The following is a 14,396-nucleotide window of genomic DNA, read 5'->3' on the forward strand; positions in this document are numbered from 1 at the left end:
CCTTTAACCAGGGTTAACGAGAAAGTCGTGCAACTCAGCGGCGAAATCCTGCGGATTGGCCAGATGCGAGTTATGCCCGGCCTGTGGCACGATGCGTAACGGCAATCCAGCGTCGCGCGCGAGCTGTTGAAATTTGTGATCATCCGCGCCGCACAGCACTACCAGCGGCACCGCCAGTTGCTGCAATTGCGGCACCAAATAAGGTTGTTTGCCCAGCGACGTAGCCTCCAACATGTCCGCTACCGCCGGGCCTGAATTATCAGACCGGGCGCCTATCAGTGCAGTACGGTGCACAGCACTCAGATTGGCGAAGACGGGCTGTTGATACCAGTCAGCCAGAACCTGTGCGATAGGTTCGCGACGAAAACGCTCGGCCCAGGCAGCATCATGTGCCAAGCGTTGAGCTCGCAGCGCAGTGTCAGCCAGCCCTGGATTGCCGCCTTCAATAACCACACCCTGCAGGCCAGTCGTATCACCGTAGCACGCGTGATACATGGCAATGCGCCCACCGAGTGAATAGCCCACCAACCAATAGCGCTCGATGCCATGCATCTGCAAGGTGGCGTTAATCTGCGCACTGATATCGTCAAAGCTGTTACAGGCCACCGCAACGGAATCTCCGTGGCCGGGTAAATCGATCGCGAGTGATGGCCATTCAGGGCAGCGGGAGGCGATCACCCGCCATTCATTATTGTTGCCCAGCATGCCGTGCAGCCAAACCAACCATGGGCGATCGGCCTCGCCCTGTTGCAATACTTTTGTTGCCAGCATTATTGCTCCGCCATCAATTGCACCAAATGCTGAAGTGTTTGCGCACCATCGCTCGGTGGCACCTGCAGCTCAATCAGCGTAGCGCCACTGTGGCGCCAGCCCTGCTCCACCGCTTGCAGCAACTGTCCCCAATTTTCAGGACGGGCGTAAGCGAGGTGGAACATTGCCGCCGCATGACTGAACTCGACATCCTGCGGCATACAGTAAAACCGTTCTCGATCTTCTTCCGGCGTAGGCAGCAGTGAGAAAATTTGGCCGCCATTGTTGTTGACCACGATCAACACCGTCGGCGCAGAACATTGACGCAGCAGCGCCAACGCATTCAGGTCGTATAGCGCGGACAGATCACCTACCACCGCCAGCGTGGGTTTGGCCGTCGCTCGTTGTACCCCTGCGGCGGTGGAAATCAGCCCGTCAATGCCACTGGCACCGCGGTTGCTAAATACCGGGTAACCGGCTGGTAACCGGGTCAACGCATCAATCAGCCGGACGATCAGGCTGTTGCCGAGAAACAGTTGGCCGTTTTCCGGTAACAACTCCGGTAAACGGTGGGCCAACTGCGCCTCGCCAAAGCGATTGACCAAATGACCGGAGACGGCATCTAATGCATTGTCCGCCAGTGCCGTCAGCTCGTCGGCCCATGGGGAGCGCGGTTGTGCCGGATGCAGTTCAAGCCACTGCGCCACACCAGAACGGATCCTGCGCCCACGGTGATGTGCCGGATCGAGCCGTCCCGGTAAATCGTCGATCAACCAATACTCCGTCGGTCGGCATTGTTCCTGCCAATTCAGCAGACGTTTGCCAGTCAAGCTGCTGCCGAACTGCACCACCAGCTGTGCTTCGGCTAACACTTCCTGTGCTTGTGGCTGAGCCAGCCATAAATCGGCGCAGGGCAGCGGTTGTCCGGTTTGCGACAGCACGTCGCCGATCAGCGGCCAACCGAGCATGTCCGCCCATTGCGCCAACTGCTCACCCTCTTCCGCACTCATACGCCCTGCTATTACCACGCCACGTTTTTGCCGCCAGAAAAACCAGTCCGGCTGCTTGAGCACTACGTGTGGATCTACCTCTCTCAGCCAAGGTTGGCTGTCTTGCCACCAGTCACCGAGTGCCGCGGACCAATCCGCGTACTGTTGCTCATCACCACCATACAGGGGTTCGGCAAACGGGCAGTTAATATGCAACGCACCGTGCTGTAAACGTGCCATTGCACTGTCGACAGTGGACACCAACCAACGGGCGGGAATGTCCTGTGTTGGACGTGGCAGATCAATATTCAACGACGGATGGCTGGCATACAGGCCGTTTTGGCGGATCGCCTGATTGGCGCCGCAGTTGATCAATTCGGGTGGCCGGTCTGCGGTAAGAAACACCAGCCGCTCACCAGTCAGCCCGGCTTCGATCAGTGAAGGATAAAGGTTGGCGGCTGCGGTACCGGAGGTAACAATCACCGCTACCGGCTCCCGTGATGCCTTGGCCAAGCCAAGCGCCAAATGGCCCAGCCCGCGTTCATCAAAATGGGTATGGCAGATAAAAGACTTGTTAGCCGCCGCTGCCAATGTCAGCGGTGTAGAGCGCGATCCCGGAGCGATACAGACATGCCGCACCCCATGGCGAGCCAGCGCTTCCAACAACAACGCCGCCCACCGGCGATTAAAAACACTTGTCGACATAATTCGCTCACAAGTCGGTTAACAGAATCTGCCTTTGGCGCTCGCCGAACGGCAGCATGCCAAAAATGATGTTCTGCATTATATGAGTAGTTATCTTTACGACTTTTGCGCCAGCGCAAAAACGCCGTATATCCCGGTGACTTTATGGTAGACAATTAATTGATTTAGAACAAAAAACAAACATGAAAATCACAAGCAGTTTACACTCCCAGTAGCATCCACTCAATAAATCCGGATCATAAGCAGGGAAATTCAGCTCAACGCGTCAGGTTGCAGTAACGTCAGCAGTCCGGCGGCCTTGTTTTCGATTTCTTGCCACTCTTCTGCGGGGTCGGAACCCGCCACAATGCCGGCACCGGCATACAGACGTAATCCTTGCTCATCGATTTGTGCACAGCGTAGTGCCACGCAAAACTCACTGCGGGGAGAGGACAGATAGCCGGCAGAACCGGCATACCAGCCACGGGGAAAAGGTTCATGTTGCAGGATAAAATCGCGTGCAGCCTGGCGTGGTAAGCCAGCCACAGCGGCAGTTGGCTGCATGCGTTGCAGGCAATCAGCATCGCTACTGTGGTTGAGCTGGCCTTCAATACGCCGACGCAGATGTTGTACCTTACGTAAACGCACGACTTCAGGTGGCAAGACATCCACCGCGTCGGCACCGCCTTGCAGACGCTGGCAAATATCATCTACCACCAGCAAATTTTCATGCTGATTCTTACCGTCCTGCAACAACCACTGTGCCAATGCCTGCGCCTGTTGCCGATCGGGGTGATTGGCCACCGTGCCCGCCAGCGCTTCAGTCAGCAAAAGGCGCCCCTCACGCAGATACAACCTTTCCGGGCTAGAGCCAAGGAATGCGCGACGCGCATCAAATCGCAACATGTAGTGATAGCAGCGGTGATTCACCTGTCGGCTGGCATTCATCATTGCCGGAGCAGACAACGGGCTATCCAGCGTTAATAACGTGCTGCGCGCTAACACCACTTTTTCCATCTGTTGGTGGTCGATTGCCTGTAGCGCTTCACGCAACATCGCTTCCCACCCGGCGCGTTCCGGCTGATGCCGTACCTGATCCACCCGCACCTTTAAGGGAGGAATGGGCATGGCTGTTAACAGTTGATCCAGCCAATGGCAGGCCAATACCGCATCGTCAGACAACGCGTTTTCAGAAAACAGATTAAGCGTTAAGTATGCATCATCGTCACAGTTCACTATTTCCAGCCGCGGTAGGAATAAATACGCAGCGCCATCAAAAGCGTTCAGCCCCCATACACGTGCGTTCTGATGGGTTCTGAGAAACGTTTGTGCCTGCTGCGGCTGGGTGAACTGCAGCAATGCACCGCAAACTGCGGCCTCTTCATGTCCATCACGATGACGCCAATAAAACTGCGGGAAAACCGGCTGCGCCGCCAGCCACTCCAGCAAGTGGTTGGCCAATGACACTGGGACAGGAAGTGAAAGTTGCCGGAAACCGCCATCAGCAGGCACATCGTGTTCGAGCTGCTGGCGTAAGCGCCCTAACAATGCCGAGAGTTGTTCCACAGCCACCTCAATAACCAAACCTAATGTAGGGAATTATACGGTAAATCAACACAGAGCGGCGGAAAAATAGTGTCGTTGGAGCACCGGCAACAACAGCTAATTGTTTATTAAAATTAAACAATTAGTTCGAAAAATGCCCAGCAAGATATTAACCGTCTATACTGAGAAAGTACGTTCCTGCCTGTTGTGAACCCTCGCCAAATCTAAAAATCGGCTTTAACAGGATGTTCACAATCTCCAAGCGGTTTTTTCCGGCTGCCTTTTGGGTCAGATGTAAGGAGCTTTTTTGTGAAAGAAATACTAATCAATTGGTTAAAAAAACAACGCAAAATAACAAAAGTAAAACCTTTGCCCACACGCCGCAGTAAAGGTGAACCTGAACCGACCGGTGGAACGATAAAGGCCGAACTGTTTTCTGTCGATCAAATGGAGCGCTACGGTCAACGTCTGGCGCGATCGCACAAGCTGGCGACGCGTAAAACGCCCTACTATTTACTGAAGCGGTTGGACGATAACGAGCGAATTCTGGCAGAGAGTTGCCACCAACTCAGCAATGGCAAAAAAGCCAGTATGACCCCCGCGGGTGAATGGTTACTTGATAACTACTATCTGATTGAAGAACAAATCCGTGTGGTACGTCATCATTTGCCAAAAACCTTCGGCCGCGGCCTGCCGCAGTTGGGTCCACCGCATAACTGTCCGCGTATTTATGACGTGGCTGCCGAGGCGATTGCGCACGGTGACGGCCGTTGGGATGCGGAGAGCCTCACCCGGTATATCGCCGCCTACCAAAAAGAAGTTAATCTGACATTGGGCGAACTCTGGGCACTGCCCGGTATGTTGCGTTTGGCGTTAATCGAAAACCTGCGGCGCGTCAGCGTGGAAGTTGCACAAGCCCAGCGCGAGCGTAATTTGGCCGATACCTGGGTCACTAAAATGCTGGAGTCAGCAGAGAACGATCCGGCCAACCTGATCATCGTGATCGCCGACATGGCGCGCTCTAATCCCCCGCGCACCAGCGCCTTTGTTGCTGAGCTGGTACGTCGCCTGCAGGGCCATGGCACCATGCTGGCATTGCCGCTCACCTGGGTGGAACAGCGTCTGGCGGAAGTCAGTTTGACCTCCGATGAACTCATCCACCGTTTTAACCAGCAGTTGGCGGTTAGCCAGTTGTCGGTCAGCAACAGTATTTCCGGCCTGCGTCAGCTCAGCGAAATGGACTGGGCAGAGTTTGTCGAAACCATGAGTCAGGTCGAGCAAACCCTGCGTGAAGATCCCGCAGGGGTTTATCCATTGATGCACTTCAACACACGCGATAATTATCGCCACGTGATTGAAATGCTGGCGCGCCACTGTCCACACAATGAGGTTCAGGTTGCCCAGCACGTGCTCAACATGGCGCGTGTCGCGGCCGAAGATCCCTCCGGCGATCCACGCCGTAACCACATAGGCTACTACCTGATTGATGATGGCCGCCCGGAGTTGGAGCAACAGCTTGATGTACACATCGGGCGTATTACTCAACTGCGCCATACGTTGAATCAGGCCCCACTACTGTCCTGGCTCGGTAGCCTAAGCCTAATCACCACCGCGTGTTGTGCGGAACTGCTACGTCATGCCTATAGCACCGGTATCAGTTGGGGGTTGGCACTGCTGTTTTTCCCAATGGCCATCGTTGTCAGTCAATTTGTACTCAATCTGCTTAGTGAGGTCACTACTCGTAGTCGTACACCTCAGCCACTACCAAGGCTCGATTTCTCCTGTGGCATTCCCGCCGAGTTCCGAACCTTGGTGGCGATACCGACGCTGATCGGCAGTAAAAAAGACGTTGATAAGCTGATTAACGCACTTGAGGTTTGTTATCTGGGCAACGCGATGAAGCATCTGCACTTTGCCCTGCTCACCGACTTCAACGATGCCCCCCACCAGCAACATACTGACGATGCTGCCTTACTGGATTATGCCTGCCAACAGATGAAAGCGCTGAACGGGCGTTACCCTTGTGAAGGCCCGAGTCACTTTTTCCTGTTCCACCGTGATCGCGAATGGAATGAAAAACAAGGCGTATGGATGGGGCTTGAACGTAAACGCGGCAAACTGAATGCTCTGAATAACTGGCTGCGTAACCGCGGTAACGCCTTCAGCACCCAGGTTGGTGACGGGCTAGAGGTTCTAAAAAACGTTAAATACGTTATTACGTTAGACAGCGATACGGTTCTGCCACGCGAAAGCGCCCATCAATTGATCGCCGCCATGGCACATCCGCTCAATCAGCCCCAGTACGATATGCACCAGCAACGGGTGGTGGAAGGTTACGCCATCCTGCAACCCCGTATGGCCGAAGAAATCCCGAGCTACGGCCAGGGACGCTACGCCGCACTGTGCAGCAGCACGCCAGGCAATGACCCCTACACGCTGATGGCTTCGGATATCTATCAGGATCTGTTTGGTGAGGGTTCATTTATCGGCAAGGGCATCTATGACGTCGATGTGTTCTCGCACAGCATGAAAGGAACTTGCCCGGCAAATTTGGTGCTCAGCCACGACTTATTAGAAGGTTGTTATGCCCGTTCCGGCCTGCTGAGCGACGTGCTGCTGTATGAACAGTATCCCAGCAATTATTTGGTGGACGTTGCACGTCGTACGCGCTGGATCCGCGGTGACTGGCAATTACTCAACTGGCTACTGCCACGGGTGAAAACAGAAGACGGCACGCGTACCGCCAACCCACTGAGTACCCTGTCGCGCTGGAAGCTGTTTGATAACCTGCGCCGCAGTCTGACAGCTCCCAGCCTACTATTACTGCTGTTTTGTGGTTTCGTTTGGTTGCCCAACACCCGTTACTGGTTGGCTGTTTTCGCCATTATTTTGCTGCTGCCGACCCTGATGGCACTGGTGCAAGATATCGTACGCAAGCCCCCACGCAGGCCACTGCTACAGCATATACTGCTGGCTCTGAACGGCTCACTCCACCGCCTGTCGCAGGTCGGACTACGATTGGCAACGCTGCCGCATGAATCCCTGTACAGCCTGAAAGCGATCGTCATTACCTTGTGGCGGTTGCTGGTCACTAAACGCAACCTACAGGAGTGGACCAGCTACGATCAATCCAAAGCCCGTCAGCAGATCACATGGGAAAACTTCTATCGCGCCATGTGGATCAACCCGCTAGCCGGCCTGGCGCTACTGATTTTTACCGTCATGCATAACCCAATGGCACTGTTAATTACACTGCCCTTCTCCACCTTGTGGATCCTGGCACCATTCCTGCTTTATTACCTCAGCCAAGAACCTCAACGCAGTAAAACCGCAATTAATGACGAACAACGGCGATTCCTGCGCCACACCAGTCGACAGACCTGGGACTTCTTCAATACCTTCGTCAATCAGCAAGAGAACTGGCTGCCGCCGGATAACTATCAAGAGATACCGGAGCCGGTGGTGGCGCACCGCACGTCACCGACCAATATCGGGCTATCATTGCTGGCCAATATCACTGCCTACGACTTTGGTTATCTGACACTCAGTGAAGCGCTGAGGCGTATCGAGCTCACGCTCAATACCCTGGACCGCATGGAACACTACCGCGGACACCTGTACAACTGGTATGACACCCGTACGTTGGAACCGCTGAATCCACGCTATATCTCCAGCGTCGATAGCGGCAACCTGGCAGGCCATCTACTAACGCTCAGCGCCGGGTTGCCCGCACTGGCCCACCAGCCATTCATCGATCCGCAACGGGTACTGGACGGGCTCGGCGACAGCCTGCAACTGCTGGAACAACACTGGGGCGATGCCGCACCAAAGAACTTGTCAAAACTGCGTAACCACTGGGAGCAGGCTCATCACAGCCACCCTGCTGCTCTGTTAGCCGAACTGAATGCGATGCGCAATTACAGTAACGGTCTGCAAGAACCGGCGCTGAATCACGGAGAGGAAACTCGACGTTGGGCCGGAGCACTGCACCAGCAACTTAATGAGCTCTGCGCCGAGTGGGCGCAATGGTTCGGCTGGCTGAGCGACAACGTATCTGAACTGGAAAAAGTCCCTGGCCTGCATTGGCTGGCTAACCCACCCGAGTCATTGACACTGTCGGCGGAGCAACGGAGCCAGCTTGATGCGGTCAGCATTCAGGCACAGGAAAAACTGACGCAATTGTACAGCCTGCAACAGCGGCTGGAAAAAATGGCGCAGATGGACTTCCACTTCCTGTATGACGAATCGACCCATTTGCTAACCGTCGGCTTTAACTGCGATCAAAACCGGATGGACAGCAGTAAATACGATCTGCTGGCATCGGAAATCCGGTTGACCAACTACGTCGCCATCGCCACCAACCAAGTCCCCCAACGCAGTTGGTTTGCACTTGGCCGGCTGTTTACCATGATCGAAAATGAACCGGCGCTGATGTCATGGAGCGGTTCGATGTTTGAGTACTTGATGCCGCAATTGGTGATGCCTGCTTACCCTGATTCACTGCTGGTGCAAATGTGCCATGCTGCGGTGGATAGGCAAATTGCCTGGGGCAAAGAACGCGGCGTACCTTGGGGTATTTCCGAGTCTGGCTACTTTGGTTTCGATGCCGATCAAAACTACCAGTATCATGCGTTTGGCGTACCCGGTCTGGGCCTGAGACGTGGGCTAGGCGACGACATGGTGGTTGCTCCTTATGCAACAGTGATGGCATTGATTGTCGATCCGGATGCGGCCTGCAACAACCTGGTCACACTGGAAAAAAATGGCGCCAAAGGCCGCTACGGTTTTTACGAAGCGCTGGATTACACCACGGCACGTCTCAGCCGCGGTCAACTGTACGTGATTATCCGTTCTTATATGGCGCACCATCAGGGTATGAGTTTCCTGGCCCTGTCACATCTGTTACTGGATGCGCCGATGGTGACACGTTTCGCCGACCATCCGGCCTTCCAATCAGCACGCTTGTTACTGCAAGAACGGGTGCCGGATGCCGTCGAGTTGTACAGCACTCGCCGCCACTTCGAAACCCATGAGGGCACCATTACCCCAGCCAGCTTCGTTGCGCGTGAATTTAACCGGGTAGACTCACCGATCCCGGAAGTGCAGTTGCTGTCCAACGCCAACTACCACCTGATGCTCACCCAGGCTGGTGGCAGTTACAGTCGCTGGCAGAACCTGGCGCTCACCCGCTGGCGCGAAGATGCGACCTGCGATAACTGGGGCGCCTTCTGCTACCTGCGCGATCCGCAAACCGGCGAAGTCTGGAGCAATACCTGGCAACCCATCGGAGGTGCCGCCAAGGGTTATAGCGCCGTGTTCAACGACGCCGGTGCCGAATTTCAGCGTCAACAGGGGACGCTGTCGGTCAAAACACAAGTTGTGGTATCGCCGGAAGATGATATTGAACTGCGCCGTGTGACGCTGTTAAATCGCGGCAAACAACCGCGCACCATCGAAATCACCAGCTACGCAGAAGTGGTGCTGGCACCAGCAAGCAACGACCTGGCTCATCCGGCGTTCAGCAACCTGTTCGTGCAGACCGAACTACTGCCGGATCAGGACGCTATTTTGTGCCACCGTCGCCCGCGCGAACCGAAAGAAAAATGCCCGTGGTTGCTGCATATGATGACGGTACAGGGTCGTACCAGCCAAACGTCGTTTGAAACCGACCGCGCTAAATTTATCGGCCGCGGCCGCACGCCAACCAATCCGCAAGCGTTGTATCAGAACGCGCCACTCAGTAACAGTGCCGGACCGGTCATTGACCCGATCATCGCTATCCGCCAGCGCGTGGTGCTGGAGCCGAACGTACCGCTCACGCTGGACATCTTCTATGGCGTCAGTGAAGACCGTGCCAGCGGACTGGCCATGCTGGAAAAATACCGCGATCGCCATCTGGCAGATCGTGTGTTTGAACTGGCGTGGTCGCACAGCCAGGTGGTTCTGCGCCAACTGAACGCCAATGAAGAAGACGCTAATCTGTTTAATCGCCTGGCTGGCGCAGTGGTGTTCCCGGCGCAAGAAATGCGAGCCGCCAGCAGTGAAATCATTAACAACCGCCGCGGACAATCTGGGCTATGGGGGCACTCTATCTCCGGCGATCTGCCGATAGTCCTGCTGACGGTGACCGACAGCGAAAACATCGAACTGGTACGGCAACTGATCCAGGCACACAACTACTGGCGTTTGAAAGGGTTACAGGTAGATTTGGTGATCCTCAATGAAGATGTTGGCGGCTACCGTCAGGATCTACAAAACCAGATCATGGGCCTGATCGCTGCCGGTATGGAATCCACCCAAACCGATAAGCCCGGTGGCATCTTTGTGCGTACCAGCGAACATATGGCACCGGAAGATCACCGGCTATTGCTCAGCGTAGCGCGTATTTATCTCGACGATCGTCGCGGTGGACTGACAGAACAGCTCAACCAACGCCTGCAACTGCCGCAAGTCCTGCAACAACCTCTGTCGCCGGTCACCGCGTCATCGAAACTGGCAACGGTGGACAATCTGCCGCGTAACCTGCACTCACCACAACTGCCTGCCATAGACGCGTTACAGTTTTACAATGGTCTCGGCGGCTTCTCAGAGAATGGCCGCGAATATGTGATCGCGATGAACGAAAGTAAAATCACCCCCGCCCCTTGGTCGAACGTGATCGCTAATCCGATGTTCGGCACCGTGATCTCGGAAAGTGGTCAGGCGTACACCTGGTACGAAAACGCCCATGAATACCGTCTAACACCTTGGGATAACGACCCTATCTGCGACCGCAGCGGGGAAGCTTTCTATCTGCGTGACGAAGAGAACGGGCACTTCTGGTCACCCACACCGCTGCCTGCCCGGGGCCGTGGGCACTATCTGACCCGTCACGGTTTCGGCTACAGCGTCTTTGACCATCGTGAAAACGGTATCGACAGTCAGTTCACCGTGCTGGTGGCCAAAGATGCACCGGTGAAACTGTTCTTGCTAACCCTGACCAATACTTCAGGGCGCACACGCAAGTTGTCGGCAACCGGCTATATGGAATTTATTCTGGGCGATTTGCGGCAAAAATCGGCCATGCACATTGTCACACAGGCAGCATCGCCTGAAAGCGGCTGTGGCATCCTGGCCACCAACCACTACGGCAGCAGCGGTTCAGAGCGCACCGCTTTCTTTGGTGTTACCGGTGTGCATTGTTCTATCAGTGGCGATCGGCGTGAATTCATCGGTCGCAACGGTTCGCTGGCCAACCCGGTGGTGCTGAAACTGCGGCGACTGTCGGGCAAAGTGGGCGCAGGTATGGATCCCTGTGGGGCCGTACAGTCAGCGCTCAGCCTGATCGATGGGGATCAGCGCAGCCTGGTGTTTGCTCTCGGGTTGGGGCAAAACACCGATGAGGCCGAAGCCCTGTTGCAAAAATACCTGCGGGAAGACAACCTGCAAGATGAACTACAACAAGTTGCGGCGCATTGGGACGGCATTCTCAACAAAGTACAAATCGAGACGCCACATCCTGCCGTCAACCTACTGGCCAATGGTTGGCTACTGTACCAAACCCTCTCCTGCCGTATTCAGGCACGCAGCGGTTACTATCAATCCGGCGGTGCCTTTGGTTTCCGCGATCAACTGCAAGATACGCTGGCACTGACACACGCAGCCCCTGAACGCCTGCGCGAACAGATCCTGCTGTGCGCCTCGCGCCAATTTATAGAAGGCGACGTCCAACACTGGTGGCATCCTCCGCAGGGCAACGGGGTTCGTACACGCTGTTCAGATGACTATTTGTGGCTGCCACTGGCCATTTGTCATTACCTGGATGCCACTGACGATCAGACCATTCTCGATGAACCCGTTGGCTATCTGGAGGCGCGAAAACTGGCACCGGGTGAAGAATCCTCCTACGAGCAACCGGCATTGAGTGCGACCCAAGAAACGCTGTATCAGCATGGCGTACGAGCGTTAAAACACGGGTTGACCTTTGGTGAGCACGGTCTGCCGCTGATGGGTGCGGGTGATTGGAACGATGGCATGAATATGGTCGGCCTCGAGGGACGAGGTGAAAGCGTGTGGCTCGGTTTCTTCCTGTTCCATATCCTGCAGCGTTACGGCAAAGTGGCTGCTGCGCGCAATGACAACGAACTGGCGACGCTTTGTCGCCAACAGGCTGATACCTTGCGCGAAAACCTGCGAAACCATGCCTGGGATGGCGAGTGGTATCGTCGGGGCTATTTTGACAGTGGAGAGCCGCTAGGCTCTCAACAATCGACAGAGTGCCGCATCGACGCCATCGCCCAGAGCTGGTCAGTACTGTCAGGTGCTGCGGACAAACCCCGTAGCCTACAGGCGATGCAGTCATTGGATAAACATTTGGTGGACAACCAAGCCGGTCTGATAAAACTGCTGACACCGCCATTTGATGGTAACGGTCCTAATCCTGGCTATATTCGCGGTTATCTGCCTGGCGTACGGGAAAATGGCGGCCAATATACCCACGGGGCGGTATGGGCAGTCATGGCCTTCGCCGAGATGGGTAATATCGAACGGGCCTGGGAACTGATGGCCTTGATCAACCCGATCAACCACAGCCTGGACAGCACCGCCGCCGAGCGCTACAAGGTCGAGCCTTACGTGGCTACCGCTGATATCTACGCGGTGGCCCCACACGTCGGTCGTGGTGGCTGGAGCTGGTATACCGGTTCTGCCGGGTGGATGTACCGGCTGATTGTCGAATCGCTACTGGGGTTGAAACGTCGAGGTAATCAGTTATCCATCAACACCCGACTGCCTGCGGACTGGCCACAGGTGACACTGAATTACCGGGAAGGTAGCAGTGAGTATCAGTTGGTCATCCGGCAGGGTCAGGGAACGACACGGATCACCGTTGATGATGAAGAACAGCCGGAGGCCGTAATAACGCTGGTAGACGATGGAAAAATCCATCACGTAGATGTCACGTTGGGGCAGTAAACCTAAGGGCGCGGTGAATGACCGCGCCCAATATCGCTATGTCGTTATTTGCGTGCCAGTAATAACCCCAGCACCAGTCCAACCGTCGCACCAATACCGACACTGTGCCATGGGTTTTCACGCACATAGCCATCAGTCCGGCAGACGGCGTCCTTGGCGCGCGCATAGTAGGACTCGGTAGAGTCAGTCAATCGAGACTTAACCTCGCTCAACGCCTCTTCGGCATGGGCCTTAATATCGATATAGGCCTGATCGGCGCGATCGCCGGAGTACTTCAACACTTCTTCCAGCGTGTCGCTCAGCATTCTCAGATCGTCGTCGAGCGTGGTTTGATCCGCATCCGTATTTCTCGCCATGTTAAGTTCTCCGTGTTTAAAAAATGAAACGGCCCTTAACTATAGACAAGGATCACCGCTCCCCGCCATCAGACTCTTGGCTAAAATTAGAACACCAACTGTACCTTGGCGGCCTGGCTTTTATCGCCGGCGAATGCCAAAGCTTGCTCGAGTTGCTGATTGTTAAACTCAGCGGAGAGCAGCGGTAACGGATTGATCGTCCCATCGGACAACCAGGCAACCGCTCTATCAAACTCCTCAACAAAACGGAATGACCCCAGCAAATTCAACTCTTTGGCGATCAGCAGCATCAGCGGGAAATCAGGAAAACTGCCGCCCATGCCCACTTGCACGACCGTCCCCTTGGCACGGGTGACTTCCAGGCAGCGCAACAAGGATGACGGATGACCGGAAACTTCAAAAGCGATATCAAAATACCCCTTTTCCTGTTGGTAACGGCTAAAATCGTCATGGCTGGCATGCAGGCAGGTGGTCGCCCCCATTTCGTGAGCGATATCCAGACAGCGCGGACTAAGATCAGCACAAACAATTTCACTGGCGCCCAGAGCCTTTAGTGCAGCCACCAGTAAGCACCCGATAGGACCTACACCGGAAACAAACACCCTTTTGCCGTTTACCTCTCCCGGCTGTTTTGCGGCATGAATCGCGACGGCCAAAGGTTCGGCAAACACCATCACCTTCTCATCACGATCGGCATCAAAGGCGATGCACTGCGCACTATCGACCACTTTGTACTGGGTAAAAGCGCCATCAACATGGGGAAAATACATGGCGCTGCCGAAGAAGCGCATATGGAGGCATTGGTTTTGCTGGTGCGCGAGGCAATATTTGCACTGTCCGCAGGGTTTACTGGGGTTCAACGCCACTTTTTGGCCTACAGCCAACCGCGCGGTGTCACTGGCCACAACCTCACCAATCACCTCATGGCCCAGCACCATCGGCTGACGCACCTGGAAACTGCCGACTTTGCCTTCCTGGTAGTAATGCAGGTCGGAACCGCAGATACCACCACGCGTGATTTTCACCAACGTGCCCGTCCCTTGGTATTCCACCTCCTGCTGGACCACTGCGACGTCATATTTACCTTTAACCACGCAGGATTGAGTTTGAATTTTCATCA

At 55.2% G+C, this 14,396-nt stretch carries 6 protein-coding genes; 1 reads left to right on the forward strand and 5 read right to left on the reverse strand.

Annotated features, from left to right (window positions below; genetic code table 11):
* Window positions 1-3 precede the first annotated feature (3 nt).
* From menH to menF, 3 genes are all read right to left on the reverse strand, one after another.
* A complete protein-coding gene (gene menH / locus SGBXF1_RS16600) occupies window positions 4-771 on the reverse strand; it encodes a 2-succinyl-6-hydroxy-2,4-cyclohexadiene-1-carboxylate synthase (protein WP_037420939.1) in 768 nt (255 codons plus the stop codon).
* On the reverse strand, window positions 771-2,444 hold the full coding sequence (gene menD, locus SGBXF1_RS16605; RefSeq protein WP_186427208.1) for a 2-succinyl-5-enolpyruvyl-6-hydroxy-3-cyclohexene-1-carboxylic-acid synthase: 1,674 nt from the start codon (window positions 2,442-2,444) through the stop codon (window positions 771-773). The genes menH and menD overlap by 1 nt, the downstream gene beginning before the upstream one ends.
* A gap of 252 nt (window positions 2,445-2,696) precedes the next feature.
* Window positions 2,697-3,989, reverse strand: a complete 1,293-nt coding sequence (gene menF / locus SGBXF1_RS16610) for an isochorismate synthase MenF (protein WP_186427209.1) — start codon at window positions 3,987-3,989, stop codon at window positions 2,697-2,699.
* 288 nt (window positions 3,990-4,277) lie between these two features.
* Between menF and SGBXF1_RS16615 the strand changes: the two genes are divergently transcribed.
* On the forward strand, window positions 4,278-12,920 hold the full coding sequence (locus SGBXF1_RS16615; RefSeq protein WP_186427210.1) for a glycoside hydrolase family 94 protein: 8,643 nt from the start codon (window positions 4,278-4,280) through the stop codon (window positions 12,918-12,920).
* A gap of 44 nt (window positions 12,921-12,964) precedes the next feature.
* Here SGBXF1_RS16615 and elaB read toward each other — a convergent pair whose 3' ends face one another.
* Window positions 12,965-13,276 carry a stress response protein ElaB gene (gene elaB, locus SGBXF1_RS16620; RefSeq protein WP_037420951.1) on the reverse strand — a complete coding sequence of 104 codons (312 nt, stop codon included), beginning with the start codon at window positions 13,274-13,276 and terminating at the stop codon, window positions 12,965-12,967.
* Between the two features lie 86 nt (window positions 13,277-13,362).
* Window positions 13,363-14,394, reverse strand: coding sequence for an L-idonate 5-dehydrogenase (idnD, locus tag SGBXF1_RS16625; RefSeq protein ID WP_186428528.1), 1,032 nt, complete (start codon window positions 14,392-14,394; stop codon window positions 13,363-13,365).
* Between the last annotated feature and the right edge of the window lie 2 nt (window positions 14,395-14,396).

It is taken from the genome of Serratia grimesii (genome assembly GCF_900186025.1).
In the GTDB taxonomy this organism is placed as follows: Bacteria; Pseudomonadota; Gammaproteobacteria; order Enterobacterales; family Enterobacteriaceae; genus Serratia; species Serratia grimesii.

Excerpts from the sequence above, each read along its gene's own strand:
- menH (WP_037420939.1), bottom strand. The coding sequence starts at position 771 with ATGCTGGCAACAAAAGTATTGCAACAGGGCGAGGCCGATCGCCCATGG.
- menD (WP_186427208.1), bottom strand. The coding sequence starts at position 2,444 with ATGTCGACAAGTGTTTTTAATCGCCGGTGGGCGGCGTTGTTGTTGGAA.
- elaB (WP_037420951.1), bottom strand. The coding sequence starts at position 13,276 with ATGGCGAGAAATACGGATGCGGATCAAACCACGCTCGACGACGATCTG.
- idnD (WP_186428528.1), bottom strand. The coding sequence starts at position 14,394 with ATGAAAATTCAAACTCAATCCTGCGTGGTTAAAGGTAAATATGACGTC.